This window comes from Bradyrhizobium ottawaense (genome assembly GCF_900099825.1).
Classification (GTDB): Bacteria; Pseudomonadota; Alphaproteobacteria; order Rhizobiales; family Xanthobacteraceae; genus Bradyrhizobium; species Bradyrhizobium ottawaense_A.
This window is the reverse complement of sequence record NZ_LT629693.1, coordinates 720,932-742,520: the sequence shown is the minus strand read 5'-3', so window position 1 is coordinate 742,520 and position 21,589 is coordinate 720,932. Positions and strand designations below refer to the sequence as shown.

Below are 21,589 nucleotides of genomic sequence, written 5' to 3'. Positions count from 1 at the left end.
AGTTGGATAAATGGGGCGATCAACCAATACGGCCCTGGCCGCGCTGAAAATCGGAGGCCGTGTCGCTTACGAGCGTCTGGCGCGGCCAAAGGCGCGGCGGTTCGACGATGTGCCCTGTTCACCCTATGCCGTCACGGCGGAATGGCTGACGGCGGTCTTGTGCAGCAAGACTCCTGGGGCCATCGTTACGCAGGTCGACGTCAAGCCGGCGAGCGCAGGAACCCACGAACGCCATCAGTTGAAAGTGTCCTACAACGAGGAAGGCCGCCGTGCCGGATTGCCGGTGTCGATCTTTACCAAATCGCTGCCGAGTATCGTCACCCGCATGATCGGCGGCTTCAACGGTACGGCGCGCGTCGAGGGCAGCTTCTACACGCAGATTCGCCCTCGGCTCGATATCGAAGCCCCGCTGTGCTATCACTCCGCCTACGATCGGCAGACGTTTGCGGCGATTCATCTGCTGGAAGATCTGGTCGCAACCAAGTCCGCGACATTCTGCAATCACAAGACCTATGTCACGCGCGCCATGGCCGACGACATGGTCGATCGATTGGCCTCGCTGCACGGCCGCTTCTACGGTGATCCAACGCTGGCCGAACGCTACCGGTGGCTCGCCAGCTATCCCCGCTGGTTCACCATCGGTGCTGCGAAAATGGGCACGGAATATTACACCCGCAAGGCATTTGACGCCGCCGCCCACGTTATTCCGGCCCAGGTCCTGGCGCGCCGTGACGATGTCTGGCCGGCAACGATGCGCGCGCTCGCGCTGCATGACAGCGAGCCGCAGGGTCTCATCCATTCCGACGTGCATATCGGTAACTGGTATCGGACGGGCGCGGGTCAGATGGGACTATGCGACTGGCAATGTCTCTCGCGCGGCCACTGGTCGCGCGATTTCGCCTATGCCGTGACGGCCTCGCTGACACCGGACGATCGCCGGAGTTGGGAGCGTGAGCTGTTGGCCCGCTACATCGAGAAATTTGCGGAGACAACCGGCGTCAAACCGGATTTCGACCTCAGCTTCCTGCGTTACCGTCAGCAGATTGTGCATGCGCTCGCGATGTGGACGATCACGCTGTGTCACTCGCCGCTGTTGCCGAACATGCAGCCCGAGGACACGTCGCTGACGATGATCGAGCGGATCACGACGGCGATGGGCGATCTGGATTCGATCGATAGTATCTAGGATGTTGGTTTCAGGCGGCCGCCGCGCCCAGGAGAGAGCAGTCCATGCCAGATGTGATGTCACTGGAAGGTAAGACAATTGTCGTGACCGGTGCCGCGCAGGGTATCGGGCAGGCGGTCGCCAGTCTCGCGATCGGCCTCGGGGCGCGGGTCGTCGGCGTCGATCTCAACGCCGACAAGCTCAACGCCCTTGCCGCGGCCATGAACGGCCGGTTGCTGTCTTATGTGGGGAGCGTGGCTGATCCAGAGTTCACGGAAGCAACAGTGAGCGATGTCAAGGCGCGGATCGGCGCCATTGACGGTCTCGTCAACAATGCCGGAATCACGCGGCCGGCGATGATCGAAAAGATGACACTGCAGCAATGGAGCGAAGTCATTTCGGTCCATCTGACCGGCGCGTTCCTCTGGACCCAGGCCGTGGGCCGCATCATGGTTGCGCAGGGGAAGGCCGGCCGGGAAAGCCCGGGATCCATCGTGAACATCTCATCGGACGCCGGACGGGGTGGCTCGGTCGGCCAGATCAACTACGCTGCGGCCAAGAGCGGCCTGCTTGGCATGACGATGTCGGCCGCCAGGGAATGGTCTAAATTCGGCGTGCGGACCAACTCCGTCTGTTTCGGCGTTGTCGAGACGCCGATGACCGAAACGATCAGGGGAGACCAGTTTCGGGACGGCATATTGGCGCGGATTCCGATGGGGCGTTGGGCCGCGCCGGAGGAGGCGGTCAAGCCGGTGTGTTTTCTGCTCTCCGATGGCGCGTCTTACATCACCGGGCAGCATATCGCCGTGGATGGCGGCTACCATATTTCGATCTGACGCTTCGCCGGGATTGGCGGACGGCCGTACGCGCAGCAGAGACAATTCCGGCATTCGGACACACGCTTATCATATCTGCTTTCCGGGGGCGTGCCTCTGAATATTCCCGCCCGGATATACGAAAAATGTCGCATATTTGGCAGTTGCGAAGGGCTCCAAAACTAGTACACTAGCAAACGAATTGGCCGCCAAGAGCCGCGTTGCGACGTCCATGGAGGGAAGCATGAGCGAAAATCGATTTGATTCCGCTGCCCACGCGCGGTCGATGCGCGACCAGGGTTTTTGGGTCGACCGAAGCTTCGACGAATTTCTGCAGCTGACGATTTCCACATCGCCGGAAAAGCTGGCGCTGATCGCTGACCGTGCGGATCGGGCAGAGCCCCGACGGTTCACCTACGCCGAGCTCGGCGACCTGATTTCCCGTACGGCCGCCGCATTGAGACGCCTCGGCATCGGCCCTCGCGATGTCATCTCCGTACAGTTGCCCAATTGGTGGGAGTTCGCGGTGATCTCGCTCGCCGCCTTTCGGGTCGGTGCCATCGTGAATCCGCTGATGCCTATCTTCCGGGAGCACGAGCTGTCTTACATGCTCGAATTCGCCGAGACCAAGCTGCTGATCGTACCAAAGCTGTTTCGTGGATTCGACCACGAGGACATGGCGCGTTCATTGCAGCCCAAGCTGCCGAAACTTCAGCATGTGATCGTCGTCGACGGCGAAGGTGCGAGCAGCTTCGATCAGGCATTCCTGTCCGGTAACGAACGTCTCGGTCCGCCGGCTGTTGGAGAAATTGGCGCGCTCCCCACCGACCAGATGGCAGTCCTGATGTTCACGTCCGGCACCACCGGATCGCCCAAAGGCGTCATGCATTGTCTCAATTCGCTGATGGCCTGCAGCATTGCACTCGGCGGCAGGTTTCACCTCGGTGCGAGCGATACGATGCTGGTGTGTTCGCCGTTGGGTCACATGACCGGCTTTGCAGCAGGCATGCTGCTCGGTCTGAAGATCGGGGCTACCGTCGTCTTTCAGGACGTATGGGAGCCGAAGCGAGGCGTCGCCATCATGGCCAACGAGGGCGTCACTTATTCGGCGGGCGCGGCGACGTTTCTGGCCGACATGTGCGAAGCGGTCGCGAGCGGATCGCCGAAGCCCGGGCGGCTACGCAATTTCCTGTGCGCCGGTGCGCCAATTCCGCCCGCGCTGATCGATCGCGTCTACCGGGAACTCGATCTGAAGGTCTGTTCGCTGTGGGGCATGACGGAGTCCCTGTCGAGTACCTTGACCGAACCGGAGCGGGCGCTTGAAAAATCCTCGAAGACGGATGGCCGCCCGCTCGAGGGCGTTGCGGTGAAGGTTATTCGGATGGACGGCTCTCCGGCGGCGGTCGGGGAGAAGGGTTTGCTCAAGGTCCGCGGCGCTCAGATGTGCCTCGGCTACTACAAGCGCGAGGACATGGAGCCGTTCGACGCCGAGGGTTGGTTCGACACCGGCGACATGGCCTATATGGATGACGAGGGCTATATACGGATCGATGGCCGCATCAAGGACATCATTATCCGCGGCGGCGAGAACGTGCCGGTATTCGATATCGAGAACCTGATGTTCAAGCATCCCGCCGTGCTTTCGACCGCTATCGTGGGCTATCCGGATCCTCGCCTGGGAGAACGGGCCTGTGCATTCGTGGTGCTCCGTCCGGGGCAAACGCTCGATCTGGCTGCGGTGCAGGCGCTAATGGCGGAGCATAAGGTCGCAAAACAATACTGGCCGGAACGCGTCGAGATTGTCGCCGACCTGCCGAAGGCCCCGGCGGGCAAGATACAGAAATATCAGCTACGCGAGATCGCGAAGGCCTTTGCAGAGACGCCACGTGCGGCCAATGGATGAACCTTGGCCGCAGGGGTAGCGCGTGCGTCCGCTCTTGATCGCCGCGGGCATGTCAGTGAGAGTTCTCACCGGACGAAATGAGGACTCGTGATCATTTGCGCTGCCGGCGGAATGGCTCCAGCGGTCGTTATCGAAAGGGTCTAAGGAAAGAACAGGTGAGATATGAATGCGATAATAGCTAAATACGACGGCCGGTAGATTCCCAGAACGGATCGCGCAATCGGCGCTTGAAGATCTTTCCGCTCTCTTCCCGCGGCAGCGAGTCCTGGAACGTGATGTCCCGCGGAACCTTGTACCTGGCAAGGCGCGGGCGGAGAAACGCACGGATATCATCGGCGCTGATTGTGGCATCCGGCGCTGCTTCAACGACGGCCATCAACGTCTCGCCAAGATCATCGTCCGGGATTCCAAACACGGCGCAATCTCTGACGCCGGGGCATTGCACCAGCGCCTGCTCGATTTCCGCGGGATAGATGTTCACGCCGCCACTGATGACCATGTCCGAACGGCGATCGCAAAGGTATAGCCGATCGTCCTTCATATAGCCGACATCACCGACGCTGATGAGGCCGTCGCGTTCGATCTGCCGGCGCTTCTCATCCTGGTTAAGATAGGTGAAATCCGCCAAGGCCGGCTGACGCACGAAAATCTCGCCGATCCCGCCGGGGGCAACCGGCGAACCATCGTCGCCATAAATCGCAATACGCGCTCCCGGCGTCAGTCGGCCGACACTGCCGGGATGTGCAAGCCAATCCTGTGGTGTGCTCAGCATCACGGCGCCGACCTCGGTACCGCCATAGGTCTCGTAGATCACGGGCCCCCACCAGGCCATCAATTCTGCCTTGATCTCGGGCGGGCAGGGTGCGCCGGTATGAATGATCCAGCTCAGCGAACTCACATCATATCGGCGGCGAACTTGCTCCGGCAGCTTCACCAGCCGTATGAACATGGTCGGAACCATCACGGCGTGGGTGATGCGATGCCGCTCGATCGCGGCAAGGGTGCGCTCGGCGTCGAACCTGGTTTGCAACAGCATAAGTTCGGCCTGCGCGATGGCCTGGCGCAGGCAGGCATTGGGTGAGGCGTGATACAGCGGACCACCGATCAGGACGCGGCAGCCCTTGGTGACGCCGTATACCGTCCGCATCAATTCGGCGTAGGCGCTCGCCTGCTCGGGGCTCGAAGGCCGGCGCTTGACGCCTTTCGGGCGTTCCGTCGTCCCGGACGTGTAAATCAGCGTCGCACGGCTTCGCTTTGGCTCGCCTGTCCATGGCGCATGACCGGATAGCCAATCCGGCCAAATGATATCGTCGGGCATCGGCTCGCCGGTCTTGCCCAGCTCGATCTCAACCTCGTTTGGCGTCGGCACCATCAAAACGATCAGGCCCGCCGGAAGCGCGCCGCGTAACGGAGCGATCAGGTCGGCATGGGCAACAAGTACCCTGGCCTCGTCCAGAATGTAGCTGACGTCATCAGGCTTGCCGTGCCAGTTGATCGGAACACAATAGGCGCCGAGCAGCGCGCAGGCCTGCGTCGCCTCGATGAATGCGAAATCGTTGCGCAGCAACAGCGCGATGGCATCGCCTTCACGAACGCCAATGGCCTCAAGGCCGCTTGCCGCGCGCGCGGCATTGGCCAGCACCTGGTCTCGATCGGTGGAGCGCTCGTCGAGAAATATCTGCTCTGTGGTCATACGTGCCCGCTGGATCGCAGTTTCGTGGGGAATTCCGGTCAGTTCTCGAGCGGCACCGTGATGAGGCCGCCGGAACGAACCCAGTCGCGTCCGTCAAAGGAAACGATTTGTGCCGCCCGCCATGGTGTCCGGATGGTGGAACTTATGTTGATCTTGATACCGGGGAGGAACATCGGCATCTGAAGATCGGATATCGTGGTCGCCTGTTTCATCAGGTTCTCGCGTGACAGATCGTCCCCACACCGCCTGATCACTTCCACCAGCATTTGCGCCCAGATGTAACCGAGCAGGGCGGTCGGATCTTCGGGATCTTCTTTCGACGCCCATTGCTTCATGAAGCCGAAGTAATCCTTCATCGCGGCGTCATCGGCCCATTCGGGATTGCCCGGCAACTTGCGCCAGATCGAGGTGACGATGCCGGTCGAAGCGTCAAAGCCCGCCGATTTCAGCGTTGTCGATGGCTGCGACGAGGTTGCGAGGATCACATGCAGCGGCTTCCAGCCGATCTCATGCGCCTTGCGGATTGCCTGCGCGGTGAATTTCGGCGTGGTCGCCTGAAAGAAGGCGTCCGCGCCCGATGCCTTGAGCGAAACGATCTGCGAGTCGATCGTCGGAGAGCCCAGGTCGTAGGATTCTTCCTTCACGATCATCGACTGCGCCTTGCTGCCCAATTCGGCCTTGAAGGCGTTGAGGTAACCCTTCCCGAACTCGTCATTCTGGAAAAGGATCGCTAATTTGGCGTCCGGCTTGGTGTCTAGGATGTAGCGCGCTGCGATGCGGCCTTCGACGACCTGCGGCGCGTAAAAAAGCGTCGTCCAGGGATAGAGCTGCGCATTGTCGAGCGCTGCAGATCCGCTCATCGCCAGGATTTGCGGGACCTTGGCGGCGTTGAGATATTTCGCAACCGCCAGGTTTGACGGCGTTCCGACCGTTCCCGCGACCGCCAGCACCTCGTCGCTGTCCACGAGCTTGCGGGTCTGCTCGACGGCGCGCGGCGGGCTATAGGCATCGTCGAGCTGGATCAGCTCGATCTTGCGGCCATTGACGCCGCCCTTGCTGTTGATCATCTGCAGGTATGCGGCATCAATTCGCGCGACGATGGCGAAGGAGGAGGCCGGGCCGCTGAACGGCACCGTCTGCCCGATCTTGATCTCGGTGTCGGTGACCCCTGGACCGTACTTTTTTTCGGCGGCACCGGCGCTGCCGGTGGCCGCGAGCAGGCCGGCAATCAGCACGGGCGCAATCGCTCTCAAATGTCGGCGACGACTACCGCGTAGGACTGGTGACGGTCCCATTTGTTGTTCTCTCCCGCAATGTCGCTACCGATAGAGAAATGGCGCGATCGATTAGTTCACTTGGTCCTGGCTTCACACGGTGACGTGGAAGCCGCCGTTGACGCCGAGATGCTGGCCTGTGGTGTAGGACGAGGCGTCGGACAGCAGGAAGCACACGGTTTTCACCACTTCCTCAGGCTGGGCCCAGCGTCCCATCGGAATCTGCGCCAAAATGCCGTCGCGGAACTTGTGTCCGCGCACCACCTCGGTCATCGGGGTTTCGACCACGCCAAAGCAGATCGAATTGGCTCGCACGTTGAATTTTCCCCATTCGCGGGCCGCGGTCATGGTCAGGCCGAACATGCCGGCTTTCGCCGCGGCATAATTGATCTGCCCGATCGAGCCTTTGCGGCCGGCGTCGGAGGAAATATTGACAATCGATCCGCCGCTCTTTTCGCCGGCCTTGGCGCGCTGAACCATGTGGCGGCCCGCGGCCTGCAACCAGTAGAACGCGCCGGTGAGGTGAACGTCGATCACTTCCTGCCATTGTTGAATGGTCATCTTCTCGATCATGGCGGGCCGCGTGATCCCTGCATTGTTGACGAGGCCGTGCACCGCGCCGAACCGCTTCACCGCCGCTTCGACCGTGTGGGCGGCGAGATCGGCGTCCACCACGCTTCCGGTGACCGTCATCACGCGCTCGGAAGGCAGCGACCCTACCGCGGCCTTCAACGCATCGCCGTTCAGATCCAGTGCGACCACCGCGCCCCCCAATCCGATCGCAAGTTCGGTAATCGCCTTGCCGATTCCCTGCGCTGCGCCGGTGACGATGATGGTGCGACCTTCAAGCGAGACGAGATCAGTCATGAACCTGGTTTCCATTATTGCTTCGGAGAAAGAACGCCATCGCGTCGCAGCTTTTCGATCCTCTCGCCGGAAAACCCGAGCAGGCCGGAAAGCACGTCCATGCTATCGGTCCCCAGTCCGGATACCGACGGGCCGGCCGCTGCCGGCGTGGCGAGGAACTGAAATGGCGCGTTGGGCACCAGAAAATTGCCCGCCTGGTCGTTGATCCCTGACAGGCTGCCGCGTTCCGCCAGTTGCGGATCCTTCATGGCGTCCGCGACGGTGAGAAATCGGGAGCAGGGCACGCTGTTGGCGTCCATGATCGATTCGACCTCGATCCCGGTGCGTTGTTCGGTCCAATGCTCCATGATCGCCATGAGCTCGGTCCAGTGCTGCACGCGGGCCTGACCCGTCGAGAACCGCGTGTCAGTTTTCAGATCGGGCCGCTTCATCGCCTCCGCCATCTGCTCAAAATTCTTCTGACTGATCGGGGCGATGATGACGTGGCCGTCCCGCGTCTTCATCGGCACATAGACCGGGCGCTTCTGCTCGCTCGGGAACTGCGCTTCCTGGCACTCGAACACCATCAGATTGAGCATCGAGTCCATCAGCGACACATCGACGGCCTGTCCCTGTCCGGTTCGTTCGCGATGTACCAGGGCTGCCTGAATGGCTCCGAAGGCGTAAGCGCCCGACAGAATGTCGGCAATGAATATGCCGGTCGAAGCCGGATAGTCCTGCTCGGTCTGATAGCTGAGGTTGGCTGCATCGTAACCGCTGGCGGCGTGGACGATCGGTGCATAGGCCGCACGGGTAGCGCCCGGGCCCGACTGGCCGTAACCGGAGATCGAACAGTAAACCAGCTTTGGATTATGCGTCGCCAGCGCGGCGTAATCGAAGCCGAGCCGCGCCATCACGCCGGGGCGGAAATTCTCCACCACGACGTCGCAAAGTTTGGCAAGGTCATAAATGATGGCCTTGGCGGCGTCACTCTTCAGGTCGATCGCCAGGCTTTTCTTGCCGCAGTTCAGGGCGCCGAAATAGGTGCTATGGCCGTCGCGCAGCGGCGCACGTCCGCGGATCAAGTCGCCTTCGGGTCCCTCGACCTTGATGACCTCGGCGCCGAGGTCGGCCATCAGGCGGGTGCAGTGCGGGCCCGCCAGCATCGCGGTGAAATCGAGCACCCGAATGCCGCTTAACGGGCCCGGCCGCGATGGAGGGCGGGAAGGGGACGCGGCCATCGTCAGACCCCGGCCTGTGGTGCCGCGGGTTCGGGCAACCGCGGGCTGCCGATGCGCTTGTGATAGTCGCGATGACTGGCGACGCCGCTGACATAGGTTTCGAGATACTTGGCGAACGAGGCGGCACCGCCACTGGCTCTGACATACTCACCGAGATGATCGTCATCGGCTTCATACAGGCCGCCGCTCGACGTCGGATGAGCTCCGAATGGCGTCTCGACCACGCTGTGCACGAAGGCCGAGGGCAATTTGGTCAGGTGATTGCTGCGCCGGATCACTTCCGTCGGCACGATGCGATCGACCGATACGATGACCTTCTTTGCTGCCTGCGCCATCAGCACGTCGAAGAACACCGGCCCGAAATATTGCACATTGCCGAGTTCGTCGGCTTGTTGCGCATGAAGCAGCACCACGTCCAGGTGAATCGCCGGCACCTTCAGCATGGCCCGCTCGCCGGTCGTGCGGGGAACGGGTTGATAGGTCTGCGGATTGACGCGCGCCAGATCGGTGCACATGTCCGGAATCAGACCATAGGGCAGGTCGCAGGCGGCGGCGCGCAGGCCGCCGGCAATTGCCGGGCCGTCGAGCTCATGAATCCTGATCGAACCGGATTCAGCGGCGCGGCGAAAATGCGGCGCCAGCCCGAACTGCTCAAAGGAGATGAACACGCATCCGGTTTCGGCGACGCAGCCGGCACCGATCAGCATGTCGGGTGCGATACTGCCGGGAGCCGGGACAAGGCGCAAATTGCGTTTGTTGCGGCGGATCAGCTCGCGCACCAGTGCCATCGGCTGCGAATTGAAAATCCAGCCGCCGATGCCGATGGTCGCGCCGTCCTCGATGCCGTCGAGCGCTTCGGAGATATCCTTGAGCTTGGACATCAGGCCTCCCTTCCGAGCAAATGGCGCGAGATCACGATGCGCTGGATCTGGTTGGTGCCTTCCCAGATCTGGTTGATCTTGGCGTCGCGCATCATCCGCTCGACCGGATAATCCTTGAGGTAGCCGACACCGCCGAAAATCTGCACCGCGTCGGTCGTCACCTTCATGGCGACGTCGCTGCCGAAGCATTTGGCCATCGAGGCCATCATCGAGAGCTGGCTGAAGTCGCCCATGTCGACCTGCCGGGTACATTCGAACAGCAGTGCACGGGCCGCCTCGAGCTGGATCGCCATGTCAGCGATCATCCATTGCAGGCCCTGATTGCTCGCAATGGCCTTGCCAAACGCCTTGCGCTCCTTGGCGTAGGCGATCGCCGCGTCGAGCGCGCCCTGGCCGAGACCGATCGATGCAGCCGCAACGGTCGGCCGGTTCAGGTTGAGGATGTGCATGCAGGCCTTGAAGCCTTGCCCCTCTTCGCCGAGCCGGTTTTCCAGCGGCACCCGCATGTTTTCGAAGAACAATTGCACATTGGGCACGCCGCCTAGCCCCATCTTGCGCTCGTTGCGGCCGACCTTGAATCCCGTTGTCTTGGTATCCACCATGAAGGCGCTGATACCGTCGACGCCGCGGCCCTCGGAAGTGCGTGCAAACAGCAGCACCCAATGCGCCACGCTGCCGAAGGTGATGAAACACTTCTGGCCGTTGATGACATAGGACGAGCCGTCGCGCACTGCCTTGGTTTTCATGGCCGCGACGTCGGAGCCGCAATGCGGCTCGGACATCGCGACCGCCGTCAGCGTTCTGCCTTTGGCCGATAGCGGCAGGAACCGGCGCTTTTGTTCCTCGGTGCCGAAATGCAGCACCGGAAGCGCCATTCCGATCGAGTTCTGGCCGGCCAGGATCGAGCACGCCATCGAGACCTTGGCGATCTCGTGTTTGGCGAGACACAACAGCGTCAGGTTTCCGCCGGGGCCACCATATTCCTCCGGCACCCACTGCTGAAGCAGGCCCATATCGCCAAAGATCGGCACCAGCTCTTCGGGAAAGCGATCGCTCTCGTCGATTTCGGCCGCGATCGGCGCGATGTGCCGATCGACCATTCTCTTGATGCTGTCGACGAACGCGGTCTGCTCTTCGGTCAGGTACATGAAGGTTTCCTTGGACGTTTCCCTGGATTTTTTTGCGATTCTTGTCGGGCTAGGCGCGCCGCCGCTCGCGCAGCACGCCGGTCGAGTCGACGTTTTCGCGAAGGTCGCGCAGTTCGTCGGCGGTCGGCATCGACGTGACTGGGGGCGTGCCCTCAATCAGCAGCTCAAAGCCGGTCGCCTCTTGAACCTGCTCAACCGTGACGCCCGGATTGAGCGACTTCAGGCGCATTTTTTTCGACACCGGTTCGAAATCGAAAATGCCGAACGGACTCAGCACCAGCTTGGGCCCGCCTTCGGGCAGGCCGCGGTCGGTGCGCGAAGTGCCGCCGTCGAGAAAGCCGGGGCCGTTGAGAAAATCGACCCGTTCGGGAAAGCTGCCGCGGTCGTGCCGCGCCATCACAACGTAGAACCGCCGCGCCAGCGCGGTGAGGGCGCTGATGCCGACCGTGCCGGGGCCGCGTAGCCGCGGCTTATCGTGGGGCCCGACGCAGACGGTATTGATGTTGCCGAACCGGTCAACCTGGATGGCACCGAGAATGGCAAAATCGAAAAAATGGATTTTCCAGTCGATGAAATCGACCATCTGCGGCAGGTCCATCATCGCCTCGCTCCAGGCGATGTTTTCCGTGCGCGCGGTCGAGCGGATCACCGGTTCGTTGCAATTGACCATGCCGCCGGGGCCCGAGACCCACCACAGCGTCGGCGCCTGCCGGCAGCGTGCGAGATTGCAGGCCGCGACCTGGACGTCGCTGTTGGTGCCGATGATCGCCTTTTCGCCGTCACGCAGGTCGCGCGCCAGCAGCACCGCCTGCAGTTCAGCCATCGAGCAAGCGGGTGAGGTCATCTTTAATTTCTTTGTTTAAGGATCATTGGTCAGACCATACTAGGATCAGCCCGGTTTGAATGTCAAACCGCGCTTCGCTCATGGCACGCCGCTGGGCAGCGCATGACGGCGGTTCCGCTGCAATCGACCGGCAGCGATGCATGGACAGGGAATGAAGGAGGGGGCCGGTTGCCGCTTTGTTTTGCGCCGCGCTGCGGAAGCCAGGTACGGCTCGTGACGGACGCCTCAGGAAATCTATAGCGAGGATTCTTCGGCCAGCGCGCTAGTGGCCCTGTTGTCGGCCGCGGTGCGCTCGGCGCGCATCAGATGGCGACGAAGACGTTGCAGATGTTCGGTCATTTCCCGCTTGGCTTCGTCCACCTGACGCGTGGCAATGTATTGGACCAGCCGTCGCCGGTGCGCGATCAGGTTCGGAAAGAACTCGATGTTGGATTGCTCGACTTGCTGCAGCACGATGTCGGTCAGGGCTTCGATGATTACCTGCAACACCGTGTTGTCGGTGGCCTGCGAGATCAAGCGGTAGAATTCTGCGCTGATTGCCACGCGCTCCGAAGCCTTGCCGGAGGTGGGAAGCGTCGTCAGCCGATCGACGTTCTTCTCCAGCGCTGCCAACGCTGTCGGCCGAATTCGCGCGCAGACAAGCTCTATTGCCGTTTGCATCACGAGCGTGCGGGCTTCCGTCAGATTATCCAGCGAAATCCGGCCGAGATGGAACATGTCGCGGATTGATCGCGTCACGATATCGGGGTCGCCCTTCAGGATGAAGGCGCCGCCGCGCGCGCCCTTGTGCAGGCCGACGACGCCGGCGATCTCGAGGCTGCGCAGGGCTTCGCGTACGGCGGCCCGGCTGACCCCGAGCTTGAGGGCCAGCTCACGTTCCGGCGGCAGCTTGTCGCCCGGGCGCAGCGATCCTGCGGCCATCTCGCGGCGGACCTGTTCGCAGATTTCCTCGAATACGCGCTTGGTGCGGATCGGCGCGAAGCGCGGTTGCGAGCGGTCGCTGATCGCCGGATCGGCAGTTTTGGCGGCGGATCGCCGCGCGGCGGGACGCTTTTTCGCTCCTGCCGGCGCCGTTGCGGCGATCGTCGTCTTCCTGATCACGGTCTTGTTCACCTCTGGCGTGCGCGCCGATGCTGGCACCTAGTCCTTTATACCAACGCGACCGGGATGCACAGCATTCTTGACGAAGTCCAGGTAAAATGCATCAATGGTCTGTCCATTAGCTTTCGTTCCCGAAAGCCAAGGCGACGCAGCGATCCGGCAGACTCTGGCCGGCCAAGGCATGTCTGGAGCACCGCCGGCTTCAAGACGGGCGATATCAAACAATCGGTGGCAAGGGACGGCGTCGTGGGCGGAGATAGGCTGCAGCATTGGCGCGGCGGGGCAGCGGCCTGATGGATTTGTTGCCGCTTCTCCCACAAGCGCTCGCGGACGGGCTGCTGCTTGGCGGCGTCTACGCCATCGTCGCCGTCGGGCTGACGATGACGTTTGGCGTGCTGCGGATCGTCAATTTTGCGCATGGCGACTTCTTAGCGGTCGGCCTGTATCTGACCTATCTCGGCGCGAAGCTGCTCGGTCTCGATCCATATCTGTCACTGGTGCTTGTGCTGCCGCTGGTCACGCTCGCAGCTGCCTTTACCTACAAATTGCTGGTGGCGCCGGTGATCCGGGCGCCTGAGCATAACCAGATCGTGGTGACGCTCGGATTGTCGCTGATCCTGCAGAACGCCATGCTTGTGTTCTTCACCGCCGATCTCCATGCCATCCCGTCGGTCCTGTCCGGTCAGGTGGTGCGGCTCGGCAACGTGTTCCTTCAGGCCGCCGCGCTGATCGCGAGCGCCGTATCGATTGCGCTTTGCCTCGGGCTTTACTGGTTCTTGCGATCGACCGAACAGGGCCGGCTGATCCGGGCAGCCGCTCAGGATCGCGACGCGGCCTTGATGTGCGGCGTCAATGTCGACCGGATGTATCTTTTCGCGTTCTGCATCGGCGTCGGCTCGCTCGGTCTGGTGGCGCCGCTGATCGCGCCGTTCAATTATGTCAGCCCAAGCGTCGGCTCGAATTTCACGCTCACCGCGTTCATCGTGGTGGTGCTCGGCAGTATGGGCAATTTCGCTGGCGCCCTGATCGGCGGCTTCTTCATTGGGGTGGTTGAGGCCGTTGGCGGCCTGCTGACCGGCGGTTCGATCAACTTCATCATTACCTATGCGATCTTCATTCTGTTCCTGCTGTTCAAGCCGGAGGGGCTGCTCGGGGGACGCCGGCTATGAGGCGGATGCTGTATCTCGCGCTCGCGGTCGCGCTGCTCGCCGGCGTCGCGCCGTTGCTGTCGATCTACGGGCAGCACATCTTCGTTCTTGTGGCGCTTTACGGCTCGGTGGCGCTGGCCTGGAACATCCTCGGCGGGATGGCAGGCCAGATGTCGCTTGGCCACGCGCTCTTCGTCGGTGCCGGCGCCTATGTTTCCACCGCGCTCTATCTGAAATCCGGCGTCAGCCCCTGGATCGGTCTGGTGGCGGCCGCCGCGCTGGGCGGCGCGCTCGGCGCCCTGATGGGCTACACGGTGTTCCGGCGCAAATTGTCCGGCGTCTATTTTGCGCTTGTCACGTTGGCGCTGGCCGAGATGGCGCTGCACATCGTCAGCAATGTTTCGTTCCTCGGTGCGGCCAACGGATTGTCGATCCCGTCGAAGCCGGATTTCGTCAATCTCCAGTTCAGTTCCAAACTCGGCTTTTGCTATGCCGCGCTCGGCGTTCTCGCCTTGGCGTCGGTCACCATCCTTGCCATCGATAGCACGCGTCTGGGTTATGTCTTTCTTGCGATCCGGGAGAACGAACGTTCGGCGGCGGCACTGGGGATCGATGTCGTGCAGGGAAAAGTCATTGCCGCGGCGATCAGCGGCGCGTTGGCGGCGCTGGTCGGTCCTGTGTACGCCAACTATATGCTGTTCATCGATCCGGAATCCCTGTTTGGCGTGACGCTCTCGATCGACGCCTTGCTGTTTTCCTTTGTCGGCGGACTTGGCTCGCTGTTCGGACCGCTGCTGGGCGCGGTCGTTCTGGTGCCTCTCACCGAGCTTCTTCGCAGCCTGCTCGGTGGCAAGCTCGCCGGCGTTCACCTCATTGTCTATGGCGTCATGCTCATTCTGGTGATGCGGCTGGCACCACAGGGCCTGTGGGGGCTGTTGTCCTCCGCCGTCTTGCGGAGAAAAAAATGAGCGCGCCGCTGTTGCAGGTGCGTGGCGTGTCGCGCTGGTTCGGCGGCCTGCGCGCCGTTGACGAGGTGTCGTTCGATCTTGGCGCTGATGAGATCGTCGGCCTGATCGGGCCAAATGGCGCCGGCAAAACCACGCTGTTCGAAACCATCTCCGGCTTCATCCGCCCGACCAAAGGCGCCATCTCCTTCGATGGGCGAGACATTACCGGCCAGCCGCCGCATCGCCTGGCGCGGCTGGGCATTGGCCGCACCTTCCAGATCGTCCAACCGTTCCGCGATGTCTCCGTGCTGCAAAATGTCATTGCCGGCGTGCTTGGGCCGAACCGGGAGACCGCTGATCCGCCGGCCGAAGCGATGGCGGTATTGACCCGCGTCAAACTCGATCACAGGGCTGCCGCGCTGGCGCGCAATTTGTCGCTTCCGGAAAAGAAGCGGCTGGAGATTGCGCGTGCGCTGGCCACCCGCCCGCGCTTGCTGCTGCTCGATGAAGTGATGGCCGGATTGAATCCTGCCGAGATCGACGAAATCATGGTGATCCTGGCCGACATCAGGCGCGGTGGCATAGCGCTGCTGATCGTCGAGCATGTTATGCGCGCGATCATGTCGTTGTCGGACCGTATCGTCGTCATGGCGAATGGCCGCAAGATCGCGGAGGGATTGCCGGCCGCGGTGGCCGCCGATCCGGCTGTGATCGAGGCCTATCTCGGCAGGAGGCATCATGGCACTGCTTGAGGTGGTTGGACTGTGCGCTGGCTATGGCGACGTGCCTGTGCTGCGGGGGATCGATCTCTCGATTCCGGCCGGCAGCATCACGGCCTTGATCGGCGCCAATGGCGCGGGAAAGACCACGCTGCTGCGCACAATATCCGGGATCATTCCGGCAGAGGCCGGAACCGTCCATTACGATGGCCGGGATATCGTCGGCATGCCGCCGCAGGACATCGTGAGGGCTGGTCTCGTGCAGGTTCCGGAAGGACGGCGGCTGTTTCCGGACATGACGGTGCTGGAAAACCTGCTGGTTGGTTCGTCGTCGCCGGTGGCGCGTCCAAAGCGGGATGAAAACCTCGCGGCCGTCCTCGAATTGTTTCCGAAAGTACGGGAACGACGCGCTCAGCTTGCCGGCACGCTGTCCGGCGGCGAGCAACAGATGGTCGCGATCGCGCGTGCGCTGATGGCCTCGCCGCGGTTGCTGCTGCTCGACGAAACCAGCCTTGGCCTCGCGCCGATCGTCGTCGACGAGATCTTCGTCGCGGTAAGGCGGCTGGCGGCGCAAGGCCTGACCATTTTGGTGGTGGAGCAGAATACGGCGCTGGCTCTCGAAGTCGCCGACCACGGCTATGTGCTCGAACAGGGTCGTTTCGCCATTCAGGGCGCGGCTTCCAGCCTCGCGGCGGATCCGCGCGTCAAACAGGCCTATCTTGGAATTTAGCGCGTAACGAGAAAAACAGGGAGACGCAGATGAGACGCATGGTGGGCTTTCTTCTCTCGGCAGCGACGTTGTTGTCGGTCGTTAGCCTCAACGCTGCCGACGCGGTCAAGGTCGGCGCGGTCTATGCGCTAACGGGTCCGGGTGCGGTTGCCGGCGGCGATGGCATGCGGGGTACGGAGCTGGCCGTTGCAGAAGTGAATTCGGCGGGCGGTCTCAAAAATCATGGCGGCGCCCAGATCGAACTCGTCAAAGGCGATTCGCAGAGCAAGCCGGTCAATGCCGTCGGCGAGACCGAACGGCTGATCAACCAGGACAAGGTTGCGCTGATCATTGGGGCAGGGACCTCCAACGAGACCATCCCGTTGTCCCAGGTCGCGGAGAAATACGGCATTCCGCATGTCAATGCGATCCCGCAGCAGGAATCGCTGAGCAATGGCAGCCTGAAATGGACCTGGTCGACGACGCTGATCGACAGCGACTATGTCACCGGCATCTTCCGTGCGCTCGACATGGTCCATCAGCTCAATCCGAAGCTGACCAAGGTGGCCGTGCTCTGTCCCGACAATGAGTACGGCATCGAAATGGGCAAGCAGCTCAAGCTCGAACTCGCCGGGCGCAAGGATCTGATGGTGACGTCGTTCATCGACTACGGCGCATCGGCACAGGATCTGTTGCAGCCGGTCTTGAAGGTGAAGGCGTCGCAGCCGGACGTCGTGGTTCAGGTCGGATATTTCCGTGCCGGCGTACTGGCCTCGAAGGCTTATGAACAGCTCGACTTTCACCCCGTCGTGATCGGAACCGGCGGGATGTCCGGCGATCCGAAGCTGCGCCCGGAAATTGGAAAACTGGTGGCTTGGCAGTTCGCGGTAACGCCATTTTCCGGCGACCTGCCGGCGGCAGAGAAGATCGGCGCGGCGTTCGAGAAGAAATTTCAGCAGCCGCTAACGCTGAATTCGGCGCTCGGCTATTTCGGCGCCATGGTGGCGATCCGGGCGCTCGATGCGGCCAAGAGTTTCAAGCCGGAGGATGTCGCCGACGCGCTGCGCAAGGTGAAGGTCGGCAAGGACGAGATGATTACCTCGTCGGATTTTCTCGAGTTCGACGACAACGGCCGCAACAAGGGGCGCGACACCACGGTGACGCAGTTCCAGGGCGACAAGCTTGTCACCGTATGGCCGCCCGAGAAGGCCACCGCGAAGCCCGTTCTCAAGGGATTCAACACGCCCTGAGCGGCGTCATCGCGCAGCACCACATTTGCGAGGAAACATGACACCATCAACGCGGCCGCTCTATCATGCTGCCGATCTCGAACGCCTGATCAATCCCAAAATCGTGGCTGTGGTCGGCGCCTCGGAGACACGCGGCTCGTTCGGCGAGCGCACACTCTCCAACATGTCGGCGTTCACCGGCAAGGTCTTTGCGATCAACCCGAAATACCAGACTTTGCTGGGCCGCCCCTGTGTGCCGTCGCTGGCGGAAATGCCGGAAAGTCCTGACTGCGTGGTGCTATGCGTGGCGCGGCCGATGGTCGAGGGCATGATCGAAGCTGCTGCTGCGGCCAGGGCAGGCGGGGTCGTGGTCTATGCCTCGGGCTTTGCGGAGACGGCCAAGCCGGATCGCATCGAAGCGCAGCAGCGTTTGATCGAGCTTGCGCATCGAACCGGCGTGCGCGTGGTCGGACCGAATTGCGTCGGTCTTGCCAATACGCGTTCGGGCGCCGGACTGAACTTCATGCCTGACTATGCCGGCATGGGCCACCGGCGCGGTCCGATAGGGATCGTTTCGCAAAGCGGGGCGCTGGGTTACACTGTCCTGCAAGGCATGGAACGCGGCATTGGGTTCTCGCATTACCTCGCAGCAGGAAATTCCTGCGACGTCGATGTCTGCGATTTCATTTCCTATCTCGCCGAGGACGACAACACCAAAGCGATCATCTGCCTGCTCGAGGGCGTCAAGGATGGCGATCGCTTCCTCGGCGCGGCCCGCAAAGCGCGTGACGCCGGCAAGGCGCTTATCGTCTGCAAGACCGGCAACAGAGAGACATCCAGCAAGGCGGCAATGTCGCATACCGGAACGATGGTGGGCTCGGTTGTCGCCTACCAGACGGCGATCAGTGAAGCCGGCGCCATCGCGGTCGACGATCTGGAAGCGGTGCTGGAAACTGCGTCGTTCTTTGCAAAGACGAGCGCGCCGACCCGCGGCAGGGGCGTCGGTATCCTTTCGACGTCGGGCGGTGCCGCCGTGATCTGCGCCGACAAGGCCGAAGCACACGACGTTGCGTTGCCGGCGCTGGAGGCGAAGACCGCGACGGCACTGCATCAGGTCGTTCCTGATTTTGGTTCCGTTGCCAATCCGTCCGACCTCACCGCGGAAGTCCTGAAGACTTCCGAGACGTTCGGTTTCTGCCTCGATGCTTTCATGAATGATTCCAGTTTCAGCGCGCTGGTCATGCCGATGATCTTTGCCCACGTGTCGTCGAGCGGCGCGCGGGCGCCGACGATCGTCGAGGCGGCGGACCGCACCGACCGTCCGCTGGCCGTGGTCTGGATGAACGAATGGTACCAGGGACCGGGCAGTGAGCTGCTCGACGCGGATCCGAAAGTCTGCATGTTCCGCTCGGCCGACCGCTGCTTTGCAACGTTGCGGGCATGGTTCGACTGGCACGAACATCGCGCGCCTCGCTGCGCTGGGGCGCGGAAATCCTTGCCGTCGGCCGAACAGGCTGCGCGCGCCATCCTCATCGAGGCGAGGGGGCGCGGGGTGGCGCTATCGGAAGTGGATTCGAAACGGATACTCGCCTGCTATGGCATCGCGACGCCGAAGGAGATATTGGCGCGCGATCCCGCGCAAGCTGCGTCGGCTGCAGACCAAATCGGTGGCCCGGTAGCGATCAAGATCGTATCGCCGGACATTCTTCACAAGACCGAAGCCGGCGGCGTCAAGCTCGGGCTCTCGACGCCGGAAGAGGTGCGCTCGGCGGCCGCGGATATTCTGGCATCGGCGATGCGCTACGCGCCGCGGGCCCGGATCGACGGCGTCAGCGTGCAGCAGATGGTGTTGCCGGGAATCGAGATCGTGCTCGGCGTCAAGAACGACCGCCAGTTCGGCCCGCTGATTGCGGCGGGCCTTGGTGGAATCATGGTCGAATTGCTTGGCGATACCACGGTACGGCTTGCGCCCGTCGGCGATCAGGCCGCGCATGCGATGCTGGCATCGCTGAAGGGCCATGCCTTGCTGACCGGGTTTCGCGGAAACGCGGGCGTGGATATCGACGCGTTGGCCGACACCATCTGCCGGCTCTCCGAACTCGCGCATGATTTGCGCGATGTGGTCGATCAGATCGATGTCAACCCGGTGATCGCATCGGCCGGCGGGGTGATGGCCGCCGACGCCTTGATCGTGTGTCGATGATGCCGTGAGCTACAGCGCGTAGCCGAAATCGGCGCCGAGTTTCGCCGTCATATGCGGCCGGCCGTAGTCAACCCATGACGTGGTTTCCGGCAGCGTTAGCGAGACCGCGCGCACCATGAAAGTATCGGGATTGCCAACCCCGTTCGGCTTGATGCCCTGGTCGCGATAGGCGCTGACCGCTTCCAGCAGCAGCCGCCGGGTCATAACGATCCCGGTGTCGCTGGATCCCAGATGCTCCTTGGTGCGGTCGAAGATCGGGCGGATGCCCGATTGGCACGCACCATCCTGGACCCAGAGCCCCGGCAGCCCCGAGAACCATGTGTCGACCTGGCTTTGATAGTCGAACTGGTAACCGTTCTCGCGGGTGAATTTGGTCCAGTAATCAGCATAGGGCACCGTGGCATCGCGCTTGACGAAGGCATTTTTGCTCGGATGGCCCGTTTCGCGGCCGTTATGGCCTTCCTCGAACAAATCGCGCGTGCGTGCGGGCAGCGGTTCGGACGGGTGATACGAGAAGAAGATGCAAAGCGTGTGATTATCGTCCATCGGCACCCAGGCGTGGCCGCTGAGATCGGGAAATTTCGATTGCGGCGGCACCAGCGAATAGAACGGCATCATGAACTGGTTCACGCGCCAATATAGCCTTTCGTCGCCAAGCTGCCGCTTCGCCGCGATGCTCATGCCAAAATCCTGCCGGATGCATTCGAAGGTCGGCCGCAGGTCGCGCGTGGCTAGCCATTCGTTGATCGCACCTTTGGAGTCGATCCGACTGTGCAGGATCGGCGCGTGCGCGGAATCGATTTCGCCTTCGAGCGCCTGCAGCCAGTTACATTCCTGCACCCGCATCGAAACGACGACATTCCCGGTGGGAACCAGATTCCACTCGACGTTCGGCAGCGGCGGCAAGTCAGCCGTCTCCGGACCCATATAGGCCCAGACCATGCCGTTGCGTTCGCGGCAGGGGTAGGCGGTGATCCTGACCTTGTCCTTGCGCCGGCTCTTGGCCGGTTCTGCCGGCATATCCGTAACCGCACCGGTAACATCATATTTCCAGCCGTGGTAGACGCAGCGCAAGCCGCAGTCCTCATTGCGTCCGTACATCATCGGCGCGCCGCGATGCGCGCAGGCATTGGCCATCAGACCGACACGCCCCTGCGAATCGCGGAACGCGACCAGATCCTCGCCGAGCAGCGTCACTCGCTTTGGTTGACCGTCGGCAATGATGTCCTTGGAGAAGAAGAATGGAATCCAGAACAGCCGGAACAACGATCCCATCGGTGTGTCCGTTCCGACCCGGACCAGCGTTTCGTTATCCTGGCGCGAGAGCATCTTGGTTTCCTCCGTTACTGCTGATCAGGGCAATGATTTCGTCGGATAAGCTGGCTTGTCTGGCGACCCAGACCGGGTCGCAATCCCCGAGAGGTGGCCGTGGCCTCGGCGGAGCGCGGCCTTCCCCGACCATCCGGACGATCATCTCGATCCGCTTTCGCTCAAGCAGATGGAGCGCATCCTCCACGACCGGGGCCTCGGCGCTGCAGCCGGGCAGTTCCGGGTAGGCGACGCGGCTGATCCACGATCCCGGTGCGACCTCGACCGTTTCCGCTGCCAGCAGATAGGGCACGCTCAGACAGTCCCTCAGCCGCTGCTCCATCCCGAAACGCTTTCGCTATTTACTACGTATACGTAATAACTCGGCGGAGCGGTTCGGGCAAGGCCGATCTGC

19 protein-coding genes are annotated in these 21,589 nt (G+C 62.1%); 9 read left to right on the top strand and 10 right to left on the bottom strand.

The window, feature by feature from the left end; genetic code table 11:
• The first annotated feature begins 10 nt into the window (after window positions 1-10).
• From BLR13_RS03730 to BLR13_RS03720, 3 genes are all read left to right on the top strand, one after another.
• Window positions 11-1,186, top strand: a complete 1,176-nt coding sequence (locus tag BLR13_RS03730) for a phosphotransferase family protein (RefSeq protein ID WP_083387646.1) — start codon at window positions 11-13, stop codon at window positions 1,184-1,186.
• A gap of 44 nt (window positions 1,187-1,230) precedes the next feature.
• Complete coding sequence (locus tag BLR13_RS03725) at window positions 1,231-2,001, top strand: SDR family NAD(P)-dependent oxidoreductase (protein ID WP_074827534.1); 771 nt, start codon at window positions 1,231-1,233, stop codon at window positions 1,999-2,001.
• A 136-nt stretch (window positions 2,002-2,137) separates the two neighbouring features.
• Entirely contained in the window at window positions 2,138-3,883 is a 1,746-nt protein-coding gene (locus BLR13_RS03720; protein WP_143039795.1) for an AMP-binding protein, read from the top strand.
• A gap of 178 nt (window positions 3,884-4,061) precedes the next feature.
• Here BLR13_RS03720 and BLR13_RS03715 read toward each other — a convergent pair whose 3' ends face one another.
• From BLR13_RS03715 to BLR13_RS03680, 8 genes are all read right to left on the bottom strand, one after another.
• Window positions 4,062-5,576, bottom strand: a complete 1,515-nt coding sequence (locus BLR13_RS03715) for an acyl-CoA synthetase (protein WP_074827535.1) — start codon at window positions 5,574-5,576, stop codon at window positions 4,062-4,064.
• A 38-nt stretch (window positions 5,577-5,614) separates the two neighbouring features.
• A complete protein-coding gene (locus BLR13_RS03710; protein WP_244525077.1) occupies window positions 5,615-6,811 on the bottom strand; it encodes an ABC transporter substrate-binding protein in 1,197 nt (398 codons plus the stop codon).
• Between the two features lie 132 nt (window positions 6,812-6,943).
• Window positions 6,944-7,717, bottom strand: coding sequence for an SDR family NAD(P)-dependent oxidoreductase (locus BLR13_RS03705; RefSeq protein ID WP_074831931.1), 774 nt, complete (start codon window positions 7,715-7,717; stop codon window positions 6,944-6,946).
• 14 nt (window positions 7,718-7,731) lie between these two features.
• Window positions 7,732-8,937 carry a CaiB/BaiF CoA transferase family protein gene (locus tag BLR13_RS03700; protein WP_074827538.1) on the bottom strand — a complete coding sequence of 402 codons (1,206 nt, stop codon included), beginning with the start codon at window positions 8,935-8,937 and terminating at the stop codon, window positions 7,732-7,734.
• A gap of 2 nt (window positions 8,938-8,939) precedes the next feature.
• Window positions 8,940-9,818 carry a CoA transferase subunit A gene (locus tag BLR13_RS03695; protein ID WP_074827540.1) on the bottom strand — a complete coding sequence of 293 codons (879 nt, stop codon included), beginning with the start codon at window positions 9,816-9,818 and terminating at the stop codon, window positions 8,940-8,942.
• Window positions 9,818-10,966 carry an acyl-CoA dehydrogenase family protein gene (locus tag BLR13_RS03690; protein WP_074827541.1) on the bottom strand — a complete coding sequence of 383 codons (1,149 nt, stop codon included), beginning with the start codon at window positions 10,964-10,966 and terminating at the stop codon, window positions 9,818-9,820. The genes BLR13_RS03695 and BLR13_RS03690 overlap by 1 nt, the downstream gene beginning before the upstream one ends.
• 49 nt (window positions 10,967-11,015) lie before the next feature.
• Window positions 11,016-11,810 carry a CoA-transferase gene (locus BLR13_RS03685; RefSeq protein ID WP_074827543.1) on the bottom strand — a complete coding sequence of 265 codons (795 nt, stop codon included), beginning with the start codon at window positions 11,808-11,810 and terminating at the stop codon, window positions 11,016-11,018.
• Between the two features lie 234 nt (window positions 11,811-12,044).
• Window positions 12,045-12,950, bottom strand: coding sequence for a FadR/GntR family transcriptional regulator (locus BLR13_RS03680; protein WP_143039796.1), 906 nt, complete (start codon window positions 12,948-12,950; stop codon window positions 12,045-12,047).
• A 254-nt stretch (window positions 12,951-13,204) separates the two neighbouring features.
• On the opposite strand from BLR13_RS03680, the gene BLR13_RS03675 reads away from it, so the two are divergent.
• The 6 genes from BLR13_RS03675 to BLR13_RS03650 are packed head-to-tail and all read left to right on the top strand — an operon-like array spanning window position 13,205 to window position 19,866.
• A complete protein-coding gene (locus BLR13_RS03675; RefSeq protein WP_079586802.1) occupies window positions 13,205-14,080 on the top strand; it encodes a branched-chain amino acid ABC transporter permease in 876 nt (291 codons plus the stop codon).
• Entirely contained in the window at window positions 14,077-15,027 is a 951-nt protein-coding gene (locus tag BLR13_RS03670) for a branched-chain amino acid ABC transporter permease (RefSeq protein WP_074827545.1), read from the top strand. The genes BLR13_RS03675 and BLR13_RS03670 overlap by 4 nt, the downstream gene beginning before the upstream one ends.
• On the top strand, window positions 15,024-15,758 hold the full coding sequence (locus BLR13_RS03665; protein ID WP_074827547.1) for an ABC transporter ATP-binding protein: 735 nt from the start codon (window positions 15,024-15,026) through the stop codon (window positions 15,756-15,758). Before BLR13_RS03670 ends, BLR13_RS03665 begins: the two co-directional genes overlap by 4 nt.
• Entirely contained in the window at window positions 15,751-16,455 is a 705-nt protein-coding gene (locus BLR13_RS03660) for an ABC transporter ATP-binding protein (protein ID WP_074831937.1), read from the top strand. Before BLR13_RS03665 ends, BLR13_RS03660 begins: the two co-directional genes overlap by 8 nt.
• A 29-nt stretch (window positions 16,456-16,484) precedes the next feature.
• On the top strand, window positions 16,485-17,684 hold the full coding sequence (locus BLR13_RS03655; RefSeq protein WP_079586803.1) for an ABC transporter substrate-binding protein: 1,200 nt from the start codon (window positions 16,485-16,487) through the stop codon (window positions 17,682-17,684).
• 37 nt (window positions 17,685-17,721) lie between these two features.
• A complete protein-coding gene (locus BLR13_RS03650) occupies window positions 17,722-19,866 on the top strand; it encodes an acetate--CoA ligase family protein (RefSeq protein ID WP_074827551.1) in 2,145 nt (714 codons plus the stop codon).
• A 9-nt stretch (window positions 19,867-19,875) separates the two neighbouring features.
• Here the strand turns inward: BLR13_RS03650 and BLR13_RS03645 are convergent, their stop codons facing one another.
• Both BLR13_RS03645 and BLR13_RS03640 read right to left on the bottom strand, forming a co-directional pair.
• On the bottom strand, window positions 19,876-21,195 hold the full coding sequence (locus BLR13_RS03645; protein ID WP_074827552.1) for a Rieske 2Fe-2S domain-containing protein: 1,320 nt from the start codon (window positions 21,193-21,195) through the stop codon (window positions 19,876-19,878).
• Window positions 21,176-21,487 carry a hypothetical protein gene (locus BLR13_RS03640; protein WP_244525075.1) on the bottom strand — a complete coding sequence of 104 codons (312 nt, stop codon included), beginning with the start codon at window positions 21,485-21,487 and terminating at the stop codon, window positions 21,176-21,178. The genes BLR13_RS03645 and BLR13_RS03640 overlap by 20 nt, the downstream gene beginning before the upstream one ends.
• Window positions 21,488-21,589 lie beyond the last annotated feature (102 nt).

What these genes read in the sequence shown, in the direction of transcription:
- BLR13_RS03685 (WP_074827543.1), bottom strand. Translation starts at nt 11,810, where the DNA reads ATGACCTCACCCGCTTGCTCGATGGCTGAACTGCAGGCGGTGCTGCTG.
- BLR13_RS03725 (WP_074827534.1), top strand. Translation starts at nt 1,231, where the DNA reads ATGCCAGATGTGATGTCACTGGAAGGTAAGACAATTGTCGTGACCGGT.
- BLR13_RS03695 (WP_074827540.1), bottom strand. Translation starts at nt 9,818, where the DNA reads ATGTCCAAGCTCAAGGATATCTCCGAAGCGCTCGACGGCATCGAGGAC.
- BLR13_RS03665 (WP_074827547.1), top strand. Translation starts at nt 15,024, where the DNA reads ATGAGCGCGCCGCTGTTGCAGGTGCGTGGCGTGTCGCGCTGGTTCGGC.
- BLR13_RS03705 (WP_074831931.1), bottom strand. Translation starts at nt 7,717, where the DNA reads ATGACTGATCTCGTCTCGCTTGAAGGTCGCACCATCATCGTCACCGGC.
- BLR13_RS03700 (WP_074827538.1), bottom strand. Translation starts at nt 8,937, where the DNA reads ATGGCCGCGTCCCCTTCCCGCCCTCCATCGCGGCCGGGCCCGTTAAGC.
- BLR13_RS03655 (WP_079586803.1), top strand. Translation starts at nt 16,485, where the DNA reads ATGAGACGCATGGTGGGCTTTCTTCTCTCGGCAGCGACGTTGTTGTCG.
- BLR13_RS03690 (WP_074827541.1), bottom strand. Translation starts at nt 10,966, where the DNA reads ATGTACCTGACCGAAGAGCAGACCGCGTTCGTCGACAGCATCAAGAGA.
- BLR13_RS03645 (WP_074827552.1), bottom strand. Translation starts at nt 21,195, where the DNA reads ATGCTCTCGCGCCAGGATAACGAAACGCTGGTCCGGGTCGGAACGGAC.
- BLR13_RS03715 (WP_074827535.1), bottom strand. Translation starts at nt 5,576, where the DNA reads ATGACCACAGAGCAGATATTTCTCGACGAGCGCTCCACCGATCGAGAC.
- BLR13_RS03650 (WP_074827551.1), top strand. Translation starts at nt 17,722, where the DNA reads ATGACACCATCAACGCGGCCGCTCTATCATGCTGCCGATCTCGAACGC.
- BLR13_RS03675 (WP_079586802.1), top strand. Translation starts at nt 13,205, where the DNA reads ATGGATTTGTTGCCGCTTCTCCCACAAGCGCTCGCGGACGGGCTGCTG.
- BLR13_RS03670 (WP_074827545.1), top strand. Translation starts at nt 14,077, where the DNA reads ATGAGGCGGATGCTGTATCTCGCGCTCGCGGTCGCGCTGCTCGCCGGC.
- BLR13_RS03730 (WP_083387646.1), top strand. Translation starts at nt 11, where the DNA reads ATGGGGCGATCAACCAATACGGCCCTGGCCGCGCTGAAAATCGGAGGC.